At 66.7% G+C, this 21492-nt stretch carries 21 protein-coding genes and 1 tRNA gene; 7 read left to right on the plus strand and 15 right to left on the minus strand.

Going from position 1 to position 21492, the window contains the following annotated elements; translation table 11 throughout:
* The first annotated feature begins 229 nt into the window (after positions 1-229).
* Entirely contained in the window at positions 230-643 is a 414-nt protein-coding gene (locus ACYQ6W_RS03090) for a hypothetical protein (protein ID WP_459673512.1), read from the plus strand.
* Between the two features lie 103 nt (positions 644-746).
* Here ACYQ6W_RS03090 and ACYQ6W_RS03095 read toward each other — a convergent pair.
* The 6 genes from ACYQ6W_RS03095 to trxB form a co-directional block, all read right to left on the minus strand.
* Positions 747-821, minus strand: a tRNA-Met gene (locus ACYQ6W_RS03095).
* Positions 822-911: 90 nt separating this feature from the next.
* Positions 912-1742 carry a phosphodiesterase gene (locus ACYQ6W_RS03100; protein ID WP_459673513.1) on the minus strand — a complete coding sequence of 277 codons (831 nt, stop codon included), beginning with the start codon at positions 1740-1742 and terminating at the stop codon, positions 912-914.
* A 31-nt stretch (positions 1743-1773) separates the two neighbouring features.
* Positions 1774-2865 carry a tRNA 2-thiouridine(34) synthase MnmA gene (mnmA, locus tag ACYQ6W_RS03105; RefSeq protein WP_459673514.1) on the minus strand — a complete coding sequence of 364 codons (1092 nt, stop codon included), beginning with the start codon at positions 2863-2865 and terminating at the stop codon, positions 1774-1776.
* Between the two features lie 16 nt (positions 2866-2881).
* Positions 2882-3637: an endonuclease III gene (gene nth, locus ACYQ6W_RS03110; protein WP_459673515.1), complete on the minus strand. Its 756-nt coding sequence runs from the start codon at positions 3635-3637 to the stop codon at positions 2882-2884.
* An 83-nt stretch (positions 3638-3720) separates the two neighbouring features.
* Complete coding sequence (locus tag ACYQ6W_RS03115) at positions 3721-4605, minus strand: LysR family transcriptional regulator (RefSeq protein WP_459673517.1); 885 nt, start codon at positions 4603-4605, stop codon at positions 3721-3723.
* A 75-nt stretch (positions 4606-4680) separates the two neighbouring features.
* Entirely contained in the window at positions 4681-5649 is a 969-nt protein-coding gene (trxB, locus tag ACYQ6W_RS03120) for a thioredoxin-disulfide reductase (RefSeq protein ID WP_459673518.1), read from the minus strand.
* A 174-nt stretch (positions 5650-5823) separates the two neighbouring features.
* Here trxB and ACYQ6W_RS03125 point away from each other — a divergent pair, with 174 nt between their 5' ends.
* Positions 5824-6303: an Lrp/AsnC family transcriptional regulator gene (locus tag ACYQ6W_RS03125; protein WP_459673519.1), complete on the plus strand. Its 480-nt coding sequence runs from the start codon at positions 5824-5826 to the stop codon at positions 6301-6303.
* Positions 6304-6322: 19 nt separating this feature from the next.
* Here the strand turns inward: ACYQ6W_RS03125 and ACYQ6W_RS03130 are convergent, their stop codons facing one another.
* A complete protein-coding gene (locus ACYQ6W_RS03130) occupies positions 6323-7276 on the minus strand; it encodes an NAD(P)H-dependent glycerol-3-phosphate dehydrogenase (protein WP_459673521.1) in 954 nt (317 codons plus the stop codon).
* 61 nt (positions 7277-7337) lie between these two features.
* Entirely contained in the window at positions 7338-7988 is a 651-nt protein-coding gene (locus ACYQ6W_RS03135; protein ID WP_459673522.1) for an OmpW/AlkL family protein, read from the minus strand.
* An 82-nt stretch (positions 7989-8070) separates the two neighbouring features.
* On the opposite strand from ACYQ6W_RS03135, the gene ACYQ6W_RS03140 reads away from it, so the two are divergent.
* Complete coding sequence (locus ACYQ6W_RS03140) at positions 8071-8622, plus strand: M23 family metallopeptidase (protein WP_459673523.1); 552 nt, start codon at positions 8071-8073, stop codon at positions 8620-8622.
* Here ACYQ6W_RS03140 and ACYQ6W_RS03145 read toward each other — a convergent pair.
* The 3 genes from ACYQ6W_RS03145 to ACYQ6W_RS03155 all read right to left on the minus strand — a co-directional run bounded on the left by ACYQ6W_RS03145 (position 8559) and on the right by ACYQ6W_RS03155 (position 11198).
* Complete coding sequence (locus ACYQ6W_RS03145; RefSeq protein WP_459673524.1) at positions 8559-9368, minus strand: YdcF family protein; 810 nt, start codon at positions 9366-9368, stop codon at positions 8559-8561. The genes ACYQ6W_RS03140 and ACYQ6W_RS03145 overlap by 64 nt on opposite strands.
* 25 nt (positions 9369-9393) lie before the next feature.
* Positions 9394-9843 carry a hypothetical protein gene (locus tag ACYQ6W_RS03150; RefSeq protein ID WP_459673525.1) on the minus strand — a complete coding sequence of 150 codons (450 nt, stop codon included), beginning with the start codon at positions 9841-9843 and terminating at the stop codon, positions 9394-9396.
* Positions 9844-9926: 83 nt separating this feature from the next.
* Positions 9927-11198: an Hsp70 family protein gene (locus ACYQ6W_RS03155; protein ID WP_459673526.1), complete on the minus strand. Its 1272-nt coding sequence runs from the start codon at positions 11196-11198 to the stop codon at positions 9927-9929.
* A 122-nt stretch (positions 11199-11320) separates the two neighbouring features.
* Between ACYQ6W_RS03155 and ACYQ6W_RS03160 the strand changes: the two genes are divergently transcribed.
* A complete protein-coding gene (locus tag ACYQ6W_RS03160) occupies positions 11321-11686 on the plus strand; it encodes a VOC family protein (RefSeq protein ID WP_459673527.1) in 366 nt (121 codons plus the stop codon).
* A 4-nt stretch (positions 11687-11690) separates the two neighbouring features.
* On the opposite strand, the gene ACYQ6W_RS03165 is transcribed toward ACYQ6W_RS03160, so the two are convergent.
* The 3 genes from ACYQ6W_RS03165 to uvrA all read right to left on the minus strand — a co-directional run bounded on the left by ACYQ6W_RS03165 (position 11691) and on the right by uvrA (position 15882).
* Positions 11691-12392: an SDR family NAD(P)-dependent oxidoreductase gene (locus ACYQ6W_RS03165; protein ID WP_459673528.1), complete on the minus strand. Its 702-nt coding sequence runs from the start codon at positions 12390-12392 to the stop codon at positions 11691-11693.
* A gap of 7 nt (positions 12393-12399) precedes the next feature.
* Positions 12400-12834 (minus strand): CBS domain-containing protein, encoded by a 435-nt coding sequence (locus ACYQ6W_RS03170; protein ID WP_459673529.1) that lies wholly within the window; start codon positions 12832-12834, stop codon positions 12400-12402.
* 150 nt (positions 12835-12984) lie between these two features.
* Positions 12985-15882: an excinuclease ABC subunit UvrA gene (gene uvrA, locus ACYQ6W_RS03175; protein ID WP_459673530.1), complete on the minus strand. Its 2898-nt coding sequence runs from the start codon at positions 15880-15882 to the stop codon at positions 12985-12987.
* Positions 15883-16229: 347 nt separating this feature from the next.
* On the opposite strand from uvrA, the gene ssb reads away from it, so the two are divergent.
* From ssb to ACYQ6W_RS03190, 3 genes are all read left to right on the plus strand, one after another.
* Positions 16230-16727: a single-stranded DNA-binding protein gene (gene ssb / locus ACYQ6W_RS03180; protein WP_459673531.1), complete on the plus strand. Its 498-nt coding sequence runs from the start codon at positions 16230-16232 to the stop codon at positions 16725-16727.
* Between the two features lie 22 nt (positions 16728-16749).
* Positions 16750-18474: a GGDEF domain-containing protein gene (locus ACYQ6W_RS03185; RefSeq protein ID WP_459673532.1), complete on the plus strand. Its 1725-nt coding sequence runs from the start codon at positions 16750-16752 to the stop codon at positions 18472-18474.
* Between the two features lie 94 nt (positions 18475-18568).
* On the plus strand, positions 18569-19951 hold the full coding sequence (locus ACYQ6W_RS03190) for a chloride channel protein (RefSeq protein WP_459673533.1): 1383 nt from the start codon (positions 18569-18571) through the stop codon (positions 19949-19951).
* Positions 19952-19976: 25 nt separating this feature from the next.
* On the opposite strand, the gene ACYQ6W_RS03195 is transcribed toward ACYQ6W_RS03190, so the two are convergent.
* The gene (locus tag ACYQ6W_RS03195; RefSeq protein WP_459673534.1) at positions 19977-21443 is read right to left on the minus strand and encodes a mannose-1-phosphate guanylyltransferase/mannose-6-phosphate isomerase; all 1467 of its coding nucleotides are present in this window, start codon (positions 21441-21443) and stop codon (positions 19977-19979) included.
* Positions 21444-21492 lie beyond the last annotated feature (49 nt).

Below are 21492 nucleotides of genomic sequence, written 5' to 3' on the forward strand. Positions count from 1 at the left end.
ATTATGATCAGGCCCGCGTCATTAGATACATCGCAATCGCGTGTGGGCTATGCGGCTCGAACGCAGACGGACCTCCTTCACCTTGTGACGTCGCGCCTGACGTCGGTCTCAGCATGTTGATGCAAGTGAAGGAGTGGCAGGGCCACCTAGGGAAGGCGGCGGGGGCCGGCAGCCTGCGAAAGGGCGGTCGGCTGTACCCGCGGCGGCCCGCCCTTGAGGAGATAAGCCATTGAAAGCGAAGCAGGACGCGATGCGTTATCACTACCGCGCCGAAGACCTGGCGGCCGCGCGGTGCCTCGGTTGGGTCTCTCTCGGGCTGGGGATCCTGGACATGTTCGGCCGCCGCCGCGTCGCGAAGCTGACGGGCGTTGATAATCTGCCTCTCATAGGGCTGGTCGGCGCGCGTGAGCTTCTGACGGGCTTCGGTCTCCTTCTCGCCCGCGATCCTGCACCCTGGGTCTGGGCGCGCGTGGGTGGCGACGCGTTTGATCTCGGAACGCTCGCATCGGGCGTGACGCGGCACAACCCGCGCCACCTTGGGTCGCTCGTGGGATTGATGATGGTGGCCGGCATCGCGGCGGTGGACGTCGCCATCGCGGGACGGCTGCACGCGACTGCCGAGCGTGAGGCGCTTGGCGCGTAAGCCGCAACCATCAGCGAGAGCAAGAGGACTGTCCCTCGCCGGAAGGTCGCCAGACGATCACGGCGTGCAGAGCGCGACCATGATCCGCCAGCGATTGATCTGATGGTAGCGGCGGACGGATTTGAACCGCCGACCAAGGGATTATGATTCCCCTGCTCTACCGCTGAGCTACGCCGCCATATCAGACCCTGCGACGTCGACCGTCGCGCGGTGCGTGCGGATAGCGCCCGGGCGGGCGCCCGTCAACCCGCCTCCACAGCATGGGCGGTCACGCCGGTCGCCCCGGATAATCATCGTCTACCAGGAACGGATAGGGGCCGGGGAAGCGTTCGACATAGGCGGTGTGGGTAACGATCTCACCGGCGGGCAGCTGCAGATGGAGATGATAGGCGGACGGCTCCATGACCAGCCGGGAGTCGGCGCCCGGCCGCAGATCGAGTTCCGACTGATGGACCACCGCAGGCGCCACGATGACGATGGCGTGGCCCAGCCGGCCGACGATGCTACGGTGGTGATGGCCGGTGAGGATTCGCTCCACCTGGGGGTGGCGCGCCAGCACCGCGCCGAGCTCCGCCGTGTTCCGCAGCCAGATGTGGTCCATGTCGGTGACGCCCGCCAGCATCGGCGGGTGGTGCAGCACCAGCATCGTCGGCTTCTGCGGCTGGGCCGAGAGCGTGCGGTCGAGGAAGGCGAGCCGCTTCTCGCAGAGCAGGCCATAGCCCGCCTCAGGCACCACCGAATCCAGCATGAGGAGGCGCACCGGCAAATCCTCGACCGCATATTGGACGAAGTCGGGATCGGCGGTTACGCCGGGAAAGTCGGCGAGGCCGGCGCGGAAATTGTCGCGTCGGTCGTGATTGCCCGGAACGAGATAGACCGGCATGGGCGCCAGACGCTGCAGCAGCTTTGCCGCCATGCGGTATTCCTCGGGACGTCCACATTCCGTGACGTCGCCGGAAACCACGACCGCATCGGGCCGCGGATCGAGGCTGACGATCACCGCCAGCGCGCGTTCCACCAGCATATTGGTTTCAACGACGCGGGCGGCGGGCACCCCGTAGGGGCGGATGTGCAGGTCCGAAAGATGGGCAATCAGCATGGGCGTGGTCTCTTGCTTTGAGACCGGAAGCTTAGGTGCCGACGGCCCCCAGCGCCATGGGACGTTCGATGAAACCGCCGCCGAGCACGCGGTCGCCGTCGTAGAAGACGCAGCCCTGGCCAGGCGCGGGCAGGGCCGGCGTGTCGAGCGTCACGAGTGCTCCCCCGCCAGGCTGGACCTGCACCAGGGCGGGTGCGGGCTCGGCACGGGCGCGCATCTTGACCGTGACGCGCAGGCCTTCCGGCGGGACCTCGGCGAGCCAATTGACTTCGCGCAGCCTGACCTCGCGCACACCGCCCTGACGCGGACCGACGACGACGCGGCGCCGCGCAGGGTCCAGCTGCGTCACCACGGGGCCATCCTCGCCCTCGCGGCGGGTCAGCCGCAGGCGCTTGGCCTGCCCCACCGTGTAGCGGGCGATGCCCTCATGCTGGCCCAGGACGCGGCCTTCGGCATCGACGATCTCCCCCGGCTCCAGCGCCTCGGGCCGAAGCTTGGCGATGATGTCGGTGTAGCGGCCTTGCGGCACGAAACAGATGTCCTGGCTATCCGGCTTGACGGCGACCGCGAGGCCGAGACGCGCCGCTTCGGCGCGCACCGCCGCCTTGTCCGGCATGCTCCCGAGCGGAAAGCGGCTGAAGGCGAGCTGATCGCGGGTCGTCGCGAAGAGAAACCAGCTCTGGTCCCGCTGGGGATCGACCGCGCGATGCAGCTCCGGACCCTGCGGCCCCTCGATGCGGCGGACGTAATGGCCGGTGGCCATCGCCTCCGCGCCCAGATCGCGTGCCATGGCGACGAGATCGCCGAACTTGACGCTCTGGTTGCAGCGCACGCAGGGCACCGGCGTCTCGCCGGCCGCGTAGCTCGCCGCGAAATCCTCCATCACCGCCGCGCGGAAGCGCGCCTCGGCGTCGATGACGTAATGCGGGATGCCCAGGCGGTCCGCCACGCGGCGGGCGTCATGAATGTCCTCGCCGGCGCAGCAGGCGCCCTTCCGCTTCGCGGCGGCCCCGTGGTCGTAGAGCTGCAGGGTCACGCCGATGACCTCATGGCCCTGCTCGGCCAGAAGCCCCGCGACGACCGAGCTATCCACCCCGCCGGACATGGCGACGACGATGCGCATTCAAAATCCCTTGAAACTAGCTGTCTTCTATCGCAACGGCCGTGACCCGGCCACGGGGCTTGGGAGATGGCCGTGTCGCGGCGGGCGGCGGGCTCTTCAGCCGGAAGGCGCACCAGGGCGCGGCATTGCAGCGCCAGCATTCGGGGGTCCGCGCCTTGCAGATGTAGCGGCCATGGAGAATGAGCCAGTGATGGGCATGCATCAGCATGTCGGCCGGAATGCGGGCGAGAAGCCCATCTTCCACGGCGCGCGGGGTCTTGCCTGGTGCGAGCCCAGTGCGATTGCCGAGACGAAAGAGGTGGGTATCCACGGCGATGGTCGGCTCGCCGAAGGCGACGTTCAGCACGACGTTCGCGGTCTTGCGCCCGACGCCGGGCAGCGCCTCCAGCGCCTCCCGGTCGTGTGGCACCTGCCCGCCGTACTGGTCCAGCAGGATTTGGGACAGCGCGATGACGTTGCGTGCTTTGCCCTGCCACAGCCCGATGGATTTGATGTAGCGACCGAGCCCTTCGACGCCGAGGGCGACCATTGCCCGCGGATGGTCGGCTTGGGCGAAGAGCGGCCCGGTCGCCTTGTTTACCGAGGCGTCCGTCGCCTGTGCCGAGAGCACGACGGCGACCAGCAGCGTGAAGACGTTGTGATAGACGAGCTCGGTCTTCGCATCAGGCCAATGCGCCGCCAGGGCTTCGAGGAAGGGGCGGACGTTCTTCTTCGGCATGCGCGGGCCGGCGGCACCGGGTTTGGCCCGCGTTGCCTCTGCAGTTTCGGTCATCGCTGTCGCTCTCGCGGAACATGAAAACGGCCCGCTTCCTCTTCAGGAAGCGGGCCGCATGACGGGCGGTGGAAACGTGGTGGTCAGGCTTTTTCGGCAATATGAGCCAGCAGGAAGTCACGGAAGACGGCGACGCGCTTCGAGTTCCGCAGCTCTTCCGGATAGACGAAGAAGACGTCGACCTTGGGGGCCTTCACGTCCTGCAGGACGGTGACGAGGCCCTCGGTGTCACGGCCGAGATAATCCGGCAGCACGCCGATGCCGAGGCCCGAGCGGATGGCAAGGGCCATCCCGTGAAGGTTGTTGATCTCGAGCGCGGCACGGCGCGGATTGCCCGGGCGCCGGCCGGCCTCGGCCAGCCAGTTGATGTCGTCCACCGGCGGGCGATAGCCGCCGAAGAGGATGATCTTGTGGTTGTCGAGATCTTCCGGGGTCTGTGGCGTGCCGTATTTCTTGAGGTATTCCGGCGCCGCATAGACCGTCCAATGGATGTCCATCAGGTGGCGCTGGACGAGATCCGGCTGCTTCGGCGGATGCATGCGGATCGCGACGTCGGCTTCGCGCATCGCGAGGTCGAGGTCTCCGTCATCCAGAAGGAGCGACATGGTGACTTCCGGATACTGCTCCAGGAAGGCCTGACAGCGGGAGGCCAGCCAGATGGAGCCGAAGCCCACCGTCGTCGTCACCTTCAGGCGGCCTGCCGGCTTTTCCTTGCTTTCGGTCAGCAGCGCCTCGGTCATCGCCAGTTTGGCGAAGACTTCGCGCACCGTGCGGTTGAGCGCCTCGCCCTGCTCGGTGAGAATGAGCCCGCGCGCATGGCGGTGGAAGAGCGGCACCTGAAGCGCTTCTTCGAGCGCGGAAATCTGGCGGGAAACGGCAGACTGGCTGAGGTTCAGAGTGTCACCGGCATGCGTGAAGCTTCCGGCTTCCGCCACCGAGTGGAAGACCCTTAATTTGTCCCAATCCATAATACCGTTTCCAATCCGCTCATCATAAGGTTCATCTGGCTGGTGGCGCGGCCCTCCACACCACCTCCTGCGGGCTTAATAGGCTGCTACCGAGACTTTCGAAATGCTGTGTGTGAGCCATTTTTCTGCATCCAGTGCCGCCATGCAGCCTGAAGCGGCAGCGGTGACGGCCTGACGATAAATTCGGTCCTGAACGTCGCCCGCGGCGAAGACCCCGGGGACGGAGGTGCGAGTCGTTCCCGTCTCGGTGAGGATGTAGCCCTCAGGATCGAGATCGAGCGCGCCCTTGAAGACGGTGGTGTTCGGAGAATGGCCGATGGCGACGAAGACGCCGTCGAGGTCGAGCGTCTGGGTCGAGCCGTTCGTCACGTGCTTGAGTCGGAGACCGGTCACCGTCGGCGGGGTGCCAGCGCCGAGGATTTCGTCCACGGCATGGTTCCAGATCACGGAGATCTTCGGGTTGGAGAATAGGCGGTCCTGCAGGATCCGCTCCGCCCGCAGAGAATCGCGCCGATGCACCAGCGTCACGTGGCTTGCGTGGTGCGTGAGGTACAGCGCCTCTTCGACGGCCGTATTGCCGCCGCCGATGACCGCGACCCGCTTGCCGCGATAGAAGAATCCGTCACAAGTGGCGCAGGCGGAAACGCCGGCGCCACGCAGCGCGCGCTCGGACGGCAGTTCGAGCCACCGGGCCGACGCGCCGGTTGCGATGATCACCGCATTGGCCTCGAAGCGCTCGGCCGAATCCGTCACCGCGACGAAGGGGCGGCGCGAGAAATCGACCTCGGTGACGATGTCATGGATGATGCGGGTGCCCATGCGCTCGGCCTGCGTCGCCATCTGCTCCATCAGCCAGGGGCCCTGGATCGCATCGGCAAAGCCCGGATAGTTTTCGACGTCCGTCGTGATGGTGAGCTGGCCGCCCGGCTGCAGTCCCGCGACGAGAACGGGCGTAAGTCCGGCCCGCGCCGCGTAGATCGCAGCGGTGTAGCCTGCGGGGCCGGCGCCAATGATGAGCACCGGAATGGGCTGCGCGTTGGTCATGAGAGTAAACAATCCACCGATTCGGTCATAGCAAGGATATCTGCCAGCGGAAAGACAAGGCAAGGAAAACACTTATCTCTTGCCGCGGGCGTTGTTCCCTCGATCTGGCACGATTAAAACAATATTGCGTGTGCGCCCCGTTTTCGGAGCGCTTTGGAGTATTTGGACCCGCCGATGAAAAACGACCCGAACGACGTCGCGGATTTCGATGCGATCGACCGCCGAATCTTGACGGAATTACAAATGGACGGCCGGATCACAAATGTCGAGCTTGCGCGGCGCGCGGGAATATCGGCTCCGCCTTGCTTGAGACGCGTGCGTCGCCTGGAGGAGGCTGGCTTCATCCGCGGTTACCATGCCGAAACCGACCCGGCCCTTCTCGGCTGGAGCATCACCTTCTTCGCGATCGTCGGCCTCGAAAGCCAGAAAGAGGTGGTGCTCTCCGCCTTCGAGAAGACCGTGTCCACCTGGGAGGAGGTGAGGGAGTGCCACATGATTCGCGGCGGCGGCGATTTTCTGCTGCGACTCGTGGCGCGCGATGCTGCGCATGAAAATCTCCTCACGCAGCGCCTCACCGGGCTCAATGAGGTCAGCCGGGTGCAGACCCTGCAGACCATCCGTACCAGCAAGAGCCAGGCCGGCGTCCCGATCTGACGGAGCGCCCTCCCTCCCCTCAATCGATCGTCTTCAGCAGCCGGGGCCGCATCTCCGGCGGGTTGGCCATGGCGGCGGCCAAGCCTTCGAAGAAGGGCGACGCCGCCCCGGACCGGCGGATGAAGGCGAGGAAGGCGGCGATCGAGCGGCTGCCTTCGGCCAGCGGCACTGGCCCGTCCGGGGCCGTTGCCGTGCCGCCGAGACCCTGGCCGAGGTCGACGCCGAATCGGTAGTTGCGCGACTGCGCCGAGGTGCAGGTGAGCACCAGATCGCCGAGGCCGCCCGGCGTCATCACGGTCTCCGCCCTGCCACCGAGGGCGGGAAGCAGACGCTGCAGCTCGGCGATGCCCCGCGCGACGTAGCTCGCCCGTGTGTTCTCGCCGAGGCCGAGCCCCTGAGCGAGACCGGCACCGATCGCGATGATGTTCTTGGCGACGCCGATGATTTCCAGCCCGCGCAGATCGGGGCTATGGCTGATGGACAGTTTCGGGCCCGACAGCCGATCCGCAACCCAAATCCCCTGCGCCGGATCGGTGCAGGCGAGCGACATCCAGGCCCGGTGCCCGGCAAGCATCTCCCCGGCGAAGGTCGGCCCCGACAGCATGGCCACGGCATGGCCCGGCAGATGTCGGGCGATCAGGTCGGTCGGGAATTCATGCGTCTCGGCATCCATTCCTTTGATGCAGGAGACGAGCGTCGCTTTGCCGCCGCGCCGCGGGATAGCGTCCAGCACGGCGGCGAGGGCTCCGCTCGGCACCGCAAGCACGACGACCGCATAGGCGGTGAGGTCAACTGCCGCGAGATCATGCACAAACCGATGGACGCCTGGAGAAGGGTGCTCCGTTTCCACCGGCCGCCGGCAATAGACCGTGGTTGCGATGTCGCCCCGCGCGGTCAGCTCCAAGGCGAGGGCCTGACCGAAGGCGCCGTAGCCCATGATCAGCAGAGGCAGGGGAGACGTTTGGGCAGCCATCATCCGATCCGGGTGGTGGAAGCGGCGAGGTGCCCCGTTCTGGCGCGGAAGTCCAGCGCGGTTAGAAGCGATAGCCGATGCCAGCGCCGATGACCCAAGGGTTGATCTGCCCCGATGAGCTGAGCCGGCCATTATTGGCCGAGGCATCGGCGGAGAGCAGCAGCTTCTTCACGTCGAAATTCGCGTACCACGGCCCCTGCACCCGATAGTCCACGCCCATTTGGAAGGCCGCGCCCACTTCGGAGCTGATGGAGAGCTGCTGGATCCGCCCGCCCGCCGGTTCGGTATCGAAATAGGGCGTGATGGCGATGCCGATGCCGAGATAGGGGTTGAGGCGGGCGTGCGGGCGGAAGTGATACTGCCCGGTTACGATGATCGGAACGGCCGAAACCTTGCCGATCGGCACCGTGCCGAGCCGCGTGCCGACGGCCGTCAGCGTCTCGTGAACGATGCCGGTCTCACCCTCGATCGCCAGATGGTCCGTGAAGAAGTAGGAGAGATCGATCTCCGGCGTGACCGAGTTGGAATTGTCGAAGTAACCGCCGATGGGATGGATCGTCGTCGCGCCATGTTTCGGCAGGACGCCGACGACGCGGCCGCGAAGAAGGAAGCTGCCGGCGGTGAGGTCGTCGCTGGCCTGCGCCCGGGCCGGATGGATGGCAAAAAGGATGGGAAGGGCGGCCAGAGCTGCCCCGACGACGAATTTCAACATGAGGGTTTCCTACGCCGGAACCGGTTCGGGCGGTGCAAACTAGGGGGTTCCGATTCCAGTGCCTAGATGTGATTTTGGTCGTATGCGGGGCGCCACCATCCGTTTGGCGCCTTGGCTCGCGGCGCTCTGCCTGCCCGCACTGGTGGCGGCAGCCCCACCGGCCAGGCCACCGGTTCCATCCGCAATCGGCCCGCTGCTCCGGCCGGTCACGCCTGGCTGCGTCACCTCACCCTTCGGCCCGCGCTTCCTGCCGCAGGCGCCGGTCTCGGGCCACTATCATTGGGGCGTCGACTTGCGCGCCGCGGCCGGCGCACAGGTGCGGGCGGTGGCGGTCGGGCAGATCATCCGAATCGACCGCAAAGGGATGGGCGGCCTCGAAATCCTGGTCCAGCACAAGGGGTTCCGTGCGCTCTATGCCCACCTCGGCATGGTCGCGCCGCGCATCGCCAACGGTGCCCGGACGCTCCACGCCGGGGACTGGATCGGCCGGATCGGCCGCACAGGGCTGACGCTCGGCACGCATCTTTATTTCGAAATCGCGATCGACGGAAAACGGGTGGATCCGGTGCCCTATCTCGGCGTGACCGCCTGCGGTGCGGGAAAGAGCGCCGAGGTGCGGCCCATCAGCCAGTAGGCGATCAAGCCGGCCCATTCATGCGCCGCGAGATCGACCAGTTCGAGGCGCTCTGGGAAGCTGCCGCGAAAGGCCATGATGGGGTCGGGTGCCGTCTTGTATCCGACGGGATAGGGCAGGACCGTCCAGCCGGCGCGGCGAAAGAGGCCGACGGAGCGGGGCATGTGCCAGGCGGAGGTCACCAGCAGCCAAGTTTCGCCTGGCTGCGGATGCATTTCGGCTTTCAGCAGAACCGCGTTCTCGTAGGTGGTGCGCGACCGGCCCTCATAGGTGATCCGGTTCTGGTCGAGGCCGAGTTCGGTGAACAATGCACGCGCGACCGTCGCTTCATTCATCTTGCCGTGAATCAGCAGCCCGTTGCCGCCAGTGAAGGCGAGCCGAGCGTCGGGATAGTGGCGCGCGAGGGCGACGAGGCTGGTCATCCGCTCCGCGGCGGCATTGAGTGACGGCATGCCGCGCGCTTCGGAAAGATCCGTTTCCACCGCGCCGCCGAGGACGATGATGCCGGTCACCGCCGGCGGCAGGGTCCGCATTTCGGGGAACCGGTTCTCGAGCGTGCCGAGCCACAGATCCCCGATGGGCAGCACCGCGATCGCGACGAAGCTGCCGAGCGAGAGGCTGAGGCACAGAAGGCCGGCGCGCCGCCGATGGTGATAGAGCAGGGCGAGCCCGAGACAGCCGAGCAGAAGCAGCATCATGCTCGGCGCACAGACGAGCCAGAGCAGCTTCGAGACGAGAAAGAGCATCAGCGGCGCCGGCAACCCCGGCGCGTCAGTGGCAGCGGCCGATCACGCGGTCGCCTCCGCCCGGGAAGGTGTCGGGCGTGCCGCCTGACGGCAGGATGGAGATGGCGCGGATATTGCCAACCCAGGATTGGCCGCCGCCCAGATGGAAGGCGCTCAGATCGCCATAGTAGCAGCCGTTCTGAACGAAGAGCGTGTGATCGGCATCCGCCGGGCTCGCATTGTCCGAGACCGCGATCCATTGGCCCGTGCCATTGGAGATGGAATAGGCGGGAAAGTCATGGATCAGGCTGCTGACCGTCACGTCCACCGACTGGCCTTGGCAGCCGAGGCCGGCCCAGAGGCGCACGAGGCCCGAGGGGGGAACACCACAGGCCGTCTGCGCACCCGCACCCGCTGCGCTCCCGATGAGAAGCGCCGCGGCGATGGTGCCGAGGATGGGGAAGCGGGCGCGGGACGGACGGCGTGCGGGGCGCATGCGGCTCTCCTAGGGGTGGTGCGGCGGCGGCACGCTACTTCCTGCCGCCTGCGCGAACAACGCGCCTATGCATTACCGAAGCGTTAGTCTGCCTGCGCCGTAGCGCGGTCCTTCCCGATGAGAGCCAAGCCCTCGGCGACCGAGACGAATTCGCCGCCGCCTGAGAGTTTTTCCGCACCGAAGCGCTGGGCGAAGAGGGCACGGACCGCCGGGACGAAGGAGGTGCCGCCGGTGAGGAAGACGCGGTCGATCTCCGTGGCCCGCAGCCCCGCCCGATCCAGCGCCTGATCGACGGCGGCCCCCATCCGCACGAGGTCTGCCGCGATCCAGCCCTCGAACTCAGCGCGGGTGATGCGGCGTTCCACCGCGAGCCCCCCATGATCGAAGTGCAGCACGGCCTCCTCCGCCGTCGAGAGTTCCGCCTTCACCGCGCTCACCGTCTGGTAGAGCTGATAGCCCAGCTCCTCCTCGATGATGCGGATGAGGGTGCGCAGCTTCTCCGGGTGGTCGCTCGCGGCTGCCACCTCCTCGATGGCGCGTAGGGTGCGCGGCGCGCGCATCAGCGACAGCCGGTGCCAGCGCGCGAAACCGGCGAAATACTCGGGCGGCACCGGCAGGGCCGTCCCCATGACCCGGTAATGGTCGCCCTTGCCGAGCAGCGGCGAGACGACATGATCGATGATCCGGTAGTCGAAGGTATCGCCGGCGATGCCAACGCCGGCATAGCCCAGGGCGGTGACCGGTGCCGCGCCGCGCGGATCGAAGCGCATGACGGAAAAGTCGGAGGTGCCGCCGCCGAAATCCCCCACCAGCACGGTCGCCGGTCCGTCCAGCGTCCGCGCGAAGCGGTAACCGGCAGCCTCCGGCTCCAGCGCGACGTCGACCGCCGCGAAACCCGCCTGTGCAAAGGCAGCGCGCAGCCGCTGCTCGCCGAAATCGTCGTCGGCGTGTTCGCCCGCGAAGCGAACCGGCCGCCCCGCCGTGACATGCATACCCCTCTGGCGTCCCTCCGCCAGCGCGTCCAGGAAGGTTCCGATCATGTCTTCGAGCGAGAAGAGCTTTCCGGCGATGTTGGTGCGCGTGAAGCTATGTTGGGCGAGATAGGTCTTCATGGACATGATCAGCCGGCTGTCCATGGGATCGTTGACGTAGGCTTCGACCGCGTAGGGGCCTGCGGCATGCTGCAGGCGCGGGCGGCCGCGCGTCTTCTCCTGCCAGAAACAGAGGACGGTGCGGAAGACCTCGAATTCACGGCTTCCAAGGGCGTATCGCGTGGTGGCGATGCCGCCGTCGGGGAGCAGCCGCGCGAGCACGCTGTTCGTGGTTCCGAAGTCAATACCCACTCGTTCGGTCATGCCCAGGCGTCTCGTCTCGTCAAAGGGCGGCGGTTCAAGCCTAGCTGACGGGGCAGCGCAAGAGAGGCGCATGGGAGGCGTCCATGCGCTATGGTGACGGCGCGGATTCAGGGGAGGGATCGTTGGACCAGGTTCTCGCGCTCAGGCCTTTTGTGCCCGCGAAGGATTTTGCCCTCTCCAAGCGCTTCTACGGGGCGCTGGGCTTCCGCATAACGCTGGAGGAGACGCCGATCGCCGTACTCAAGCTCGGTAGTTTCAGCTTCATCCTTCAGGATTTCTACAAGCCGGACCTCGCAGAGAACCTGATGCTTCAGCTGCTGGTGCGGAACGTCGACAGCTTCTGGGCCGGGATCGACTTTGCGGCACTGATGCAGGACTTCGCGGTCAAACCGCCGCGGCCGCCGGCGATCCAGCCCTGGGGGATGAAAGTGGGTTTCATCCATGACCCTTCCGGTGTTCTTTGGCATATGGCAGAGGCGCCGTTCTGACGGGTCAGAACGGCTCGACCCAGGGCCGCAGCTCAACCTCGAAGGACCACGCGCTGCGCGGCTGGCGCAGCAGGGCAAGATAGGTTTCGGCGATCGCCTCCGGGTCCAGCATGCTGTCCGGCGCGTCTGCGGGCTCCGCGCGCGCCGCGCTGCGCACCGCGCCATCGATGTTGATGTGGGCGACGTGGATGCCCTTCGGCCCCAATTCCCGCGCCGCACTCTGCGCCAGACCCCGCAGCGCGAATTTGCCCATGGCAAAGGGTGCGGACTGGGCAAAACCCTTGTGGCTGGCGGAAGCGCCGGTCAGCAGGATGGCGCCGCGGCCTGAGGGTTCCATGCGCCGCGCCGCTTCCTGCACGGCGAGGAAGCCGCCGAAGGCCGTGACTTCGATCGCGCGGCGCACCGCCTCCGGATCGAGGCTGCTCAGCGGCCCGCGTACCCGGCCGCTCGCATTGTAGATGACGACGTCCGGCGGCCCGAGCGCCGCCTCCACCGTCTGGAAAAGACGGGAGACGGACGCGGGATCGGCCGCATCCGCCGCGACGGGGCGGGCGCCCGTCTCCGCGACGAGTCCTGCCAGCTTCGCCGTGTCGCGTGCCGCAAGAGAGACCGCGAGGCCGGCGGCTGCCAGCTGTCGGGTCAAGGCACCGCTGATCCCGGTGCCGGCGCCGATGATCAGGGCGTGGCGATAGGGGATCGGGCGCATGGCGACCTCACGAATGCAGGCGCGAGAGGTCGAGCAGGACGCGCGCCTCGAATTCCTTGTCCTGCAGACGCTGCCGGACGAGATCGACGATGCTGACGACACCGGCGAGAGCCGTGCCGTCCAGCACGACAAGGTGGCGGACGTTGGCGAGCGTCATGGTGGCGAGAGCAACCTCCAGGCGCTCGTTCGGCGTGCAGGTGACGAGGGGCGCGCTGCTCAGCGGCCCGACCGCCATGGAGAGAGCGCCGGCGCCGTGCTTGGCGATGGCCTTGCCAAGGTCGCGCTCGGTAAAGATCAACGCTGGCTGCAGGTGGTCATCTTCGACGATGACGGCGCTGACGTGCTTCTCCCGCATCAAGCGGACGATGGAGAGCACGGTCTCGGTCGGGCGGACGAGCACCGGTTGCTCGCGCTTGTGTTGCAGGATCTCTTGGATCGTCATCGGGCGATCTCCTTGTCTGGAGAAACCGCCGCCGCGGGGCGGCGGGGCATCCGATTGGGTGCGCTCCTCAACTATGATGCGGTTGTGAAGGATGGACACCCCCGTCCGCCTGGCCTCTCCCTTGCCGGCGATGCGGGGCTCTTCTTCCTCTCAGGCCCGCCGCCGACGGGCGCGGGGCCTTTCCTGCACCACCTGGCCTTCGAGCAAGGGAGCCAAGAAACGCCCGGTATGGCTCGCCGGATTGGCGGCGATGTCTTCCGGCCGCCCCTCCGCAACGATGCGCCCGCCGCCGTCTCCACCCTCGGGGCCCAGATCGAGGATCCAGTCCGCGGTCTTGATGACCTCCAGATTATGCTCGATCACCACCACCGAATTGCCCTGATCGACCAGGGCATGCAGCACTTCGAGCAGCTTGCGCACGTCTTCGAAGTGCAGGCCCGTGGTCGGTTCGTCCAGGATATAGATGGTCCGTCCGGTCGCCCGGCGGGCCAGTTCCTTGGCGAGCTTGATGCGCTGCGCTTCGCCCCCCGAGAGCGTCGTCGCCTGTTGGCCCAGCTTGACGTAGCCCAAGCCGACCTGGGCAAGCAGGTTCAGCCGGTCATGAATGCGCGGCACGGCGGAGAAGAAGGGGATGGCCTCCTCCACGCTCATGTCCAGCACGTCCGCGATCGACTTGTCGCGGAATTTCACTTCCAGCGTTTCGCGGTTGTAGCGCTTGCCCTTGCAGACGTCGCAAGTGACGAAGACATCGGGCAGGAAGTGCATCTCGATCTTCAGCACGCCATCGCCCGAGCAGGCCTCGCAGCGGCCCCCCTTGACGTTGAAGCTGAAGCGGCCGGCCTTGTAGCCGCGCGCCCGGCTTTCGGGGAGTTCGGAGAACCAGTCCCGGATGGGCGTGAAGAGATCGGTGTAGGTCGCGGGATTGGATCGGGGCGTGCGTCCGATGGGGGACTGGTCGATGTCGATGATCTTGTCGAGCAGTTCCAGCCCTTCGATCGCCTCGTAAGGGGCCGGAACCTCGCCGGAACCCATCAGCCGGCGCGATACCGCCTTATAGAGCGTGTCGATGACGAGGGTGGACTTGCCGCCGCCCGAGACGCCGGTAATGCAGGTGAAGGTGCCGAGAGGAATTTCCGCCGTCACGTTCTTCAGGTTGTTGCCGGTCGCGCCGACCAGACGAAGCATGCGCTTCGGGTCCACCGGGCGGCGCTTTTCCGGCACGGCGATGCGCTGGCGGCCCGAGAGATAGGCGCCTGTGATGGAATTGGGATCGGCGGCGACCTCCGCGGGCGTGCCCTGCGCGATGACGCGGCCGCCGTGAATGCCCGCTGCTGGCCCCATGTCGATCACGTGGTCGGCGGCCCGGATGGCATCCTCGTCATGCTCCACCACGAGGACGGTATTGCCGAGCGATTTCAGACGGCGGAGGGTGCCCAGCAGGCGCTCGTTGTCGCGCTGGTGCAGGCCGATGGAGGGCTCGTCCAGCACGTAAAGCACGCCCGTGAGGCCGGAGCCGATCTGGCTCGCGAGGCGGATGCGCTGGCTCTCGCCGCCGGACAGGGTGGTCGAGCTGCGGGACAGGGTGAGATAGTCGAGCCCGACATCCATGAGGAAGCGCAGGCGGTCGATGATCTCGCGCAGGATGCGTCGGGCGATCTCCTGCCGCTGTGGTGTCAGCTGCCGCTCCACCCCCTCGAACCAGGGCAGGGCCTCGCGAATGGCGAGGTCCGAGCTTTCGGCGATGGTACTGCCGGCAACTTTGACCGCGAGAGCTTCCGGCTTCAACCGCGCGCCGTGACAGACGGCGCAGGGCTTTTCGGCTTGGTATCGCGACAGTTCCTCGCGCACCCAGGCGCTATCCGTCTCTTTCCAGCGGCGTTCGAGGTTGCGCAGCACGCCCTCGAACGGCTTGGTCACGTTATAGGCGCGTACCCCGTCCTTGTAGGTCAGTTCCACGGGGTCGCTGCCGGTTCCGAACAGGATGCCGTCGCGCGCGCGCTGCGGCAGCTCGCCCCATGGCGTCGTCATCTTGATCTTGAAGTGGCGGGCAAGCCCCTGCAGCGTCTGGTCGTAATAGGGACTCTGGGCATTGGCCCAGGGGGCGACGGCGCCCGCATTCAGGGGCCGCCGGTCGTCCGGCACCACGAGCTGGCCGTCGAAGAAGGTTTCCATACCGAGCCCGTCGCAGGCCGGGCAGGCGCCATGCGGCGAGTTGAAGCTGAAGAGCCGCGGCTCGATCTCCTCGATCGTAAAGCCGCTGACCGGGCAGGCAAAGCGGGAGGAGAAGGTGATGCGTGCGCTGCCATCCTCCGGCGCGTCCGGCGGCTCGGCATAGGCGATGCCGTCGGCCAGGCCGATCGCCGTCTCGAAGCTGTCGGCCAACCGCGCCTCGATCCCAGGCCGCACGACGATCCGGTCCACCACCGCCTCGATCGTATGCTTGAGCTTGCGGTTAAGGTTCGGTACTTCGCCGATCTCATAGAGCGTGCCGTCCACCTTGACCCGGGTGAAGCCGCGGCGCTGCAGCTCGGCCAGTTCCTTGCGATACTCGCCCTTGCGGTCCCGCACCACGGGAGCGAGGAGGAGCAGCCGCGTGCCCTCCGGCATGGCCATGACGCGATCGACCATCTGGCTGACGGTCTGCGCCTCGATCGGCAGGCCGGTGGCCGGAGAGTAAGGAATGCCGGCGCGCGCCCAGAGTAGGCGCATATAGTCGTGGATTTCCGTCACCGTGCCCACAGTTGAGCGCGGATTGCGGCTGGTGGTCTTCTGCTCGATGGAAATGGCGGGCGACAGGCCCTCGATGCTGTCGACGTCCGGCTTGCCCATCAGCTCCAGGAACTGGCGGGCATAGGACGACAGGCTTTCTACGTAGCGGCGCTGGCCTTCGGCGTAGATCGTGTCGAAGGCGAGCGACGACTTGCCCGAACCCGAAAGGCCGGTGATGACGACCAGGCTGTCACGGGGAATCGAGACATCGACGTTCTTGAGATTGTGTTCGCGTGCTCCGCGCACGGTGATGAAGGCGCCGCCAGGATTCTGTGCCACTCTCGAAGACCGCATTCTCGATTGATGTTCGTGACTTGTTCACGTACAAGCTTTGAAGCGCGCCGTCGAGCGCCCCTCTTGCAGGGGACCCTTTCCGAGAGGAACCGTGGGACGGGATGCCGCCGCGCCTCGTGCAGATTGGGACCAGGGGCGGGATTGTAAAGAGATGCCGCGGCCAGCCCTTGTGTTGGTTTGTTTATGTTGCGATTGTGGAATTAATGCGTTGCGGCGGATGGCGAGCTGCCGCTGCGGAATCGAGGCGCAGCGCGTCAGGTGGCTGGCTGCCTCGGGCAAATTCAACTAGGCTGGTTCCTTTCCAAGACTGACGGCCGACGGAGACTGAGAACATGGCGGGTAGCGTCAACAAGGTAACCCTCATCGGAAACCTCGGCAGAGACCCGGAGGTGCGCAACACCCAGTCCGGCATGAAGATCGTCAATCTTCGGATCGCGACCTCCGAAAGCTGGAACGACAAGGCGAGCGGCGAGCGTCAGGAACGCACGGAGTGGCACAGCGTCGTCATCATGAACGACCGGCTGGCAGACGTGGCCGAGCGCTTCCTGCGCAAGGGCAGCAAGGTCTATGTCGAGGGCAAGCTGCAGACGCGCAAATGGACCGACCAGCAAGGGCAGGACCGGTATACGACCGAGGTGATGCTCGGCCGGATCGGCGCCGAACTCGTCCTGCTCGATCGGGCGGAAGGGGGCAGCATGGGCGCCTCAGGCGGAAGCAGCTTTGGCGGCGGCCGCAGCGAGCGACCGGCCGCGGCGCGGGCCCCGGCCTCCTCCGGCTGGGACAGCGGGCCCGGCCGCGGTGGTGACTTGGACGACGAAATCCCCTTCTGAGCACAAGCTCGCGGCGGAGGGCATGATCGAGACTCCGGAAACCATCCATGGTGAGCCGGGAGACGCTCCTATTCTCCCATTCACGATGATGGGCCCGCTTCTCCAGCGGGCGTGGGATCTTTCGTGCCAAGGCCAGATCGAGACCGCGACCGCGCTGGCGCAGCGGGTGCACGACGAGGCAGCCGCCAGCAACGACGAGGCCCAGCGCGCCCTCGCTGCCTGCCACCTCGGCTGGTACTGCTTCATGCAGGCCTATTACGAAGAGGGCATCCTGCATGTCCTCTCGGCGCGCGACTTTTTCCAGTCGATCGGTGACAAACCCCGCGAGGGCTGGGCCCGCGCCATCCACGCTTGGCTGCTGATCGAGATCGGCGCCCCGAATGAGGCACTGGACGAGGCGATGCTCGGCCTTGAATGCGCCGAACACTCCCGCGAAGACCGGGCCATCTCCACCTGCCTCAACGTGGTCGGCGTCGTTTACTGGATGCTGGGCCAGCTTGACCGCGCGCTGCAATTTGCGGAAAGCGCCGTCGCCGTCGCCCGAAACGTCGGCGATCCAGTCGATCTCGGCCGCTGGCTCATCAACCTCGCCGACATCGAGGCCGCGATCTGGAAGCAGCAGCGGGATGCCGGCGAGGCTCCGGACGAGGCGAGGCTCGACCGCGCCTTGACGCTGGCGGCGGAGGCGCTGTCGCTCACCTCTCTGACGCGCGACAGCTGGACCGGCCGAATCGTTCTTTGCTCCCTTGCCGACTTCCATCTGCTTCGCGGCCAGCGCGGCGAAGCGGCGCGGCTGCTGGAGGATTGGGACAAGTTGCAGGGCGGCTCGGGCGCGCGATCCCGCCTCTATTACCTGCTCGCTCTTGGCCGGTTGCGGCACGCAGAGGGCGAGCATGAGGCGGCCATCGGCGCTCTCCTCTCCTGTGCCACCCTCGCGGAAGAGACCTCGGATCTCGAAATCGGCGTACCCTGTTGCCTGCTGCTGTCGGACTGTCTGGCCGTGCGGGGCGAGTTCGAGCAGGCGCTGCGCTGGCACCGCGAGTATCACAAGCGTTTCCTGCGGCGGAGCACCGAATCCTCTCTTGCGCGTTCCCGCGTCGCCGCGATCCGCTACGAGACCCGGCAGTTGCAGGCCCGCGTCGAGGCGGAGCGGTCGCGCGCGGATGGGCTGGAGGAGATGAACCGGGCCTTGGCGCAACAGGCCGCTCTGCTGATGAGCGCGAGCATGGAGGATGTGCTGACGGGCCTGCCGAACCGGCGCGGCCTCGAGAGCGCGTTGCTCGCCATCACCCTGGACGGCGCCCGGAGCTATAGCCTGGCGATGATCGACCTCGACCACTTCAAGCAGATCAACGACCGCTTTACCCATCTCTTGGGAGACGAGGTGCTCCGCGAAGTCGCGCGGGCGCTGCGGATCGCGACCAATCCGGAGGATCTGCTGTTCCGCTACGGTGGCGAGGAGTTCGTGCTGCTGATGCTCGATGGGGACGAACTGCGGTCGGCCCGCACCTGCCTTCGCGTCTGTCAGGTCGTACGCAACTGGAATTGGGCGCGCATCCACCGCGAGCTTCAGGTGACCCTCAGCATCGGTCTTGCCCGCTCCAGCGAAGCGCCGACCCCGGCCGACGTTCTCAGCATTGCCGACGGCCGGCTGTATGAGGCCAAGAATTCCGGGCGGGACGGAATGGTGCTGGGTCGGCGCCCCCGGCTGCTTCGCTCCTTGACGCTGTCTCCCATGCTCCATTAACCCCCTCTGCAGGACTTCGGGTCGGGGCTGACCGCTCCCCAGCAGCCGGGTTGAAGCCGCTTTCTTCCACCCGACCGCACCTCCGGAACCCTCGATGCGACTTGATCGGCGCTCCCTGCGCTTCTGGCGCCAGTTTCCCCTGACATCTCCCCGCTTGTGGGCCCGGCGAATCGCCTTCTGGGTGGGAGCCGCGATCGTCGCCCTGGTGGCAATCGCCTTCGCCCGCCTCGCAGATGGGGCGCAGGATCTCTTCACGGCGGCGACCGCCGGACATCGGGCCTGGCTGGTCCTGCTGATCGCGCCGACAGGCTTCGCGCTGTCCGTTTATCTCACCCGCACAGTCTTTCCAGGCGCTCAGGGCAGCGGCATTCCCCAGGTCATCGCCGCGCTCAAAATGACCGATTCACGCATGGTCGAGCGGGTGCTGTCGCTGCGCGTGGGTCTCGGCAAGGTTCTGCTGACCCTGCTGGGGCTTGCCTCTGGTGCCTCGATCGGACGCGAGGGCCCGACGGTGCAGGTGGGCGCTTCGATCATGCAGGCCCTGGGCCGGGCGCTCAGCCTGCCCAGGGTGGAGACGCAGCGTGGGCTGGTGCTGGCGGGCGGCGCTGCGGGTGTCGCCGCCGCCTTCAACACACCCCTCGCCGGTATCGTCTTCGCGATCGAAGAGTTGAGTCACAGCTTCGAATCCCGCACGAGCGGCATGGTGCTGACGGCGGTGATCCTGGGTGGTATCGCGACCCTCGCGCTCTCCGGCAACTACACCTATTTCGGCGTCACTAGCGTCGGGCTGCCGCTGGGCAGCGGCTGGGTCGCCGTCATCCTCTGCGGCCTCATCGGCGGCCTGTTGGGCGGCTGTTTTAGCGCGATGCTGCTCGCCTTGCCCAGCAGCCTGCCAGGACGGCTCGGCCGCTGGGTGAAGAGCCATCCCATTCGTTTCGCGGGTTTCTGCGGCCTCGCGATCGCGGTCATCGGCCTGTTGTCGCACGGCGCCACCTACGGCACGGGCTATGCCCAGGCCCGTGCGCTGGTGGAGGGCGATGCGCGGCTGCCCGTCACCTTCTTCATCCTCAAATTTCTGGCGACGGTCTTTTCTTACCTCAGCGGCATCCCGGGCGGCATCTTCGCGCCCTCGCTCTCGGTTGGCGCCTCGCTCGGCAGCTGGCTCGCTCAGCTATTTCCGCACAGCCCGGCGCGCGCCATCGTGCTGCTGGGGATGGTGGGATATTTCGCGGGGGTGGTGCAGGCGCCCATCACCGCCTTCGTCATCGTGCTGGAAATGACGGCCAATCAGCAGATGACCATCCCGATCATGGCGACGGCGTGGCTGGGTTATGCCGCCTCGCGGCTCGTTTGCCGCCGGCCGCTTTACGGCACCCTGGCACGGCGTTTCTTGAAGGAGACGGTCGCGACGTCGCGCGCCGCGCCCCAGGTCGTGGAGACCGCGACGATTTCCGTCACCCGACCGCAGGAACACTGAGGCTCCTGCGGTCCAAGTACGGCGCTCAGCTGCGGCCGTAGGTGTCCTGAAAGCGCACGATGTCGTCCTCGCCCAGATAGGCGCCGGACTGTACTTCGATCAGGGTCAGCGGAATGCGGCCCGGGTTGAAGAGCCGGTGCTTGCAGCCGAGCGGCAGGTAGATGCTCTCGTTCTCCCGCACCAGAACCTCTTCCTCGTCCCGCGTCACGATAGCGGTGCCTTCGACCACCACCCAATGTTCGGCGCGATGGAAATGGCTCTGGAGCGAGAGCTTCTCGCCGGGCTTCACCACGATGCGCTTCACCTGGAACCGGTCGCCCAGGATCAGCACCTCGTAATGGCCCCAGGGGCGGTAGCTGAGATTGTGGCTCACCGCTTCCGGGCGCTGGTCCTTCTTCAGGCGTTCGACGATTTTCTTGACGTCCTGCGCCCGGTCCTTGTGAGTGGCGAGCACCGCATCCTCGGTCACCACCAGCACCACGTCCTCGAGGCCGAGGACGGTCGCGAGGATGCCGTCACTGCGCACGTAGCAGTTCCGTGCGTCTTCGAGCACGGCGTCGCCCACGGCGACGTTGCCGCCCGCGTCCTTCTCGCCGAGCTCCCACAGGGCGCTCCAGCTGCCGACGTCCGACCAGGCGAAGGAGACCGGCACCACGGCAGCGCGGCTCGTGTGCTCGGCCACGGCATAGTCGATGCTGATGTTAGGGCAGGCGGCGAATTCATCCCGGCCGAGGCGGATGAAGTCCAGATCGGTGGTGCGGGCTTCCACGGCCTTGCGCGCCGTCGCCAGAACATGCGGTGCGTGAGCCTGCAGCTCTTCCAGGAGTGTCGAGACAGTGAAGACGTAGATGCCGGAATTCCACAGCACGTTGCCGCCGGCGATGAGCTTTTCTGCCAAGGCCGCATCCGGCTTTTCGATGAAGCGGCTCAGCTGGTGGGCGGCCGGCATCTCGGGCAGCGCCGCGCCCATCTCGATATAGCCGAAGCCGGTTTCGGGTTTGGTCGGCCGCATGCCGAGCGTCACCACCCGGTTGGTGTGAGCGACCTCGGCCGCGGTCAACAGTGCCTGGCGCAGCGCCTCGGCATCCGGGATCGCGGCGTCGGCCGCCATCATGCAAATGACGGCCTGCGGATCATCCTGAGCCAGCACGAGGGCGGCGGCGGCGATCGCGGGGGCGCTGTTGCGGCCCACCGGCTCGAGCAGGATGCGGGCGCCGTCCACGCCGGCTTCACGCAGCTGCTCAGCCACCATGAAGCGATGCGCCTCGTTGCAGACGACCAGAGGGGGAGCAAAGGGCGCGCCGAAGGTGCGCAAGGCCGTGTCTGCGATCAGGGACTTGTCCGAAGCGAGGGGCCAGAACTGCTTGGGGAAGCTCTCACGCGAAACGGGCCACAGCCGGGTGCCGGAGCCGCCGGAGAGGATGACCGGCACGATCGGCGTCACCGGGGTGGCGCTCCGACGGGACAGTTCGGAGGCGAGATCAAGGGACATTCTTCAAGGGCTCCTGCGGCGGATCGCGATAGATCCCACTATGCCGCAA

Source organism: Acidisoma sp. 7E03 (assembly GCF_054665075.1).

What these genes read in the sequence shown, in the direction of transcription:
- ACYQ6W_RS03135 (WP_459673522.1), bottom strand. Translation starts at nt 7,988, where the DNA reads ATGTTGAAATTCGTCGTCGGGGCAGCTCTGGCCGCCCTTCCCATCCTT.
- ACYQ6W_RS03195 (WP_459673534.1), bottom strand. Translation starts at nt 21,443, where the DNA reads ATGTCCCTTGATCTCGCCTCCGAACTGTCCCGTCGGAGCGCCACCCCG.
- ACYQ6W_RS03150 (WP_459673525.1), bottom strand. Translation starts at nt 9,843, where the DNA reads ATGCGCCCCGCACGCCGTCCGTCCCGCGCCCGCTTCCCCATCCTCGGC.
- ACYQ6W_RS03130 (WP_459673521.1), bottom strand. Translation starts at nt 7,276, where the DNA reads ATGGCTGCCCAAACGTCTCCCCTGCCTCTGCTGATCATGGGCTACGGC.
- ACYQ6W_RS03115 (WP_459673517.1), bottom strand. Translation starts at nt 4,605, where the DNA reads ATGGATTGGGACAAATTAAGGGTCTTCCACTCGGTGGCGGAAGCCGGA.
- mnmA (WP_459673514.1), bottom strand. Translation starts at nt 2,865, where the DNA reads ATGCGCATCGTCGTCGCCATGTCCGGCGGGGTGGATAGCTCGGTCGTC.
- ACYQ6W_RS03190 (WP_459673533.1), top strand. Translation starts at nt 18,569, where the DNA reads ATGCGACTTGATCGGCGCTCCCTGCGCTTCTGGCGCCAGTTTCCCCTG.
- ACYQ6W_RS03140 (WP_459673523.1), top strand. Translation starts at nt 8,071, where the DNA reads ATGCGGGGCGCCACCATCCGTTTGGCGCCTTGGCTCGCGGCGCTCTGC.
- ACYQ6W_RS03170 (WP_459673529.1), bottom strand. Translation starts at nt 12,834, where the DNA reads ATGACGATCCAAGAGATCCTGCAACACAAGCGCGAGCAACCGGTGCTC.
- ACYQ6W_RS03155 (WP_459673526.1), bottom strand. Translation starts at nt 11,198, where the DNA reads ATGACCGAACGAGTGGGTATTGACTTCGGAACCACGAACAGCGTGCTC.
- trxB (WP_459673518.1), bottom strand. Translation starts at nt 5,649, where the DNA reads ATGACCAACGCGCAGCCCATTCCGGTGCTCATCATTGGCGCCGGCCCC.
- ACYQ6W_RS03165 (WP_459673528.1), bottom strand. Translation starts at nt 12,392, where the DNA reads ATGCGCCCGATCCCCTATCGCCACGCCCTGATCATCGGCGCCGGCACC.
- ACYQ6W_RS03125 (WP_459673519.1), top strand. Translation starts at nt 5,824, where the DNA reads ATGAAAAACGACCCGAACGACGTCGCGGATTTCGATGCGATCGACCGC.
- ACYQ6W_RS03185 (WP_459673532.1), top strand. Translation starts at nt 16,750, where the DNA reads ATGATCGAGACTCCGGAAACCATCCATGGTGAGCCGGGAGACGCTCCT.
- nth (WP_459673515.1), bottom strand. Translation starts at nt 3,637, where the DNA reads ATGACCGAAACTGCAGAGGCAACGCGGGCCAAACCCGGTGCCGCCGGC.
- ACYQ6W_RS03100 (WP_459673513.1), bottom strand. Translation starts at nt 1,742, where the DNA reads ATGCTGATTGCCCATCTTTCGGACCTGCACATCCGCCCCTACGGGGTG.
- ssb (WP_459673531.1), top strand. Translation starts at nt 16,230, where the DNA reads ATGGCGGGTAGCGTCAACAAGGTAACCCTCATCGGAAACCTCGGCAGA.
- ACYQ6W_RS03145 (WP_459673524.1), bottom strand. Translation starts at nt 9,368, where the DNA reads ATGCTCTTTCTCGTCTCGAAGCTGCTCTGGCTCGTCTGTGCGCCGAGC.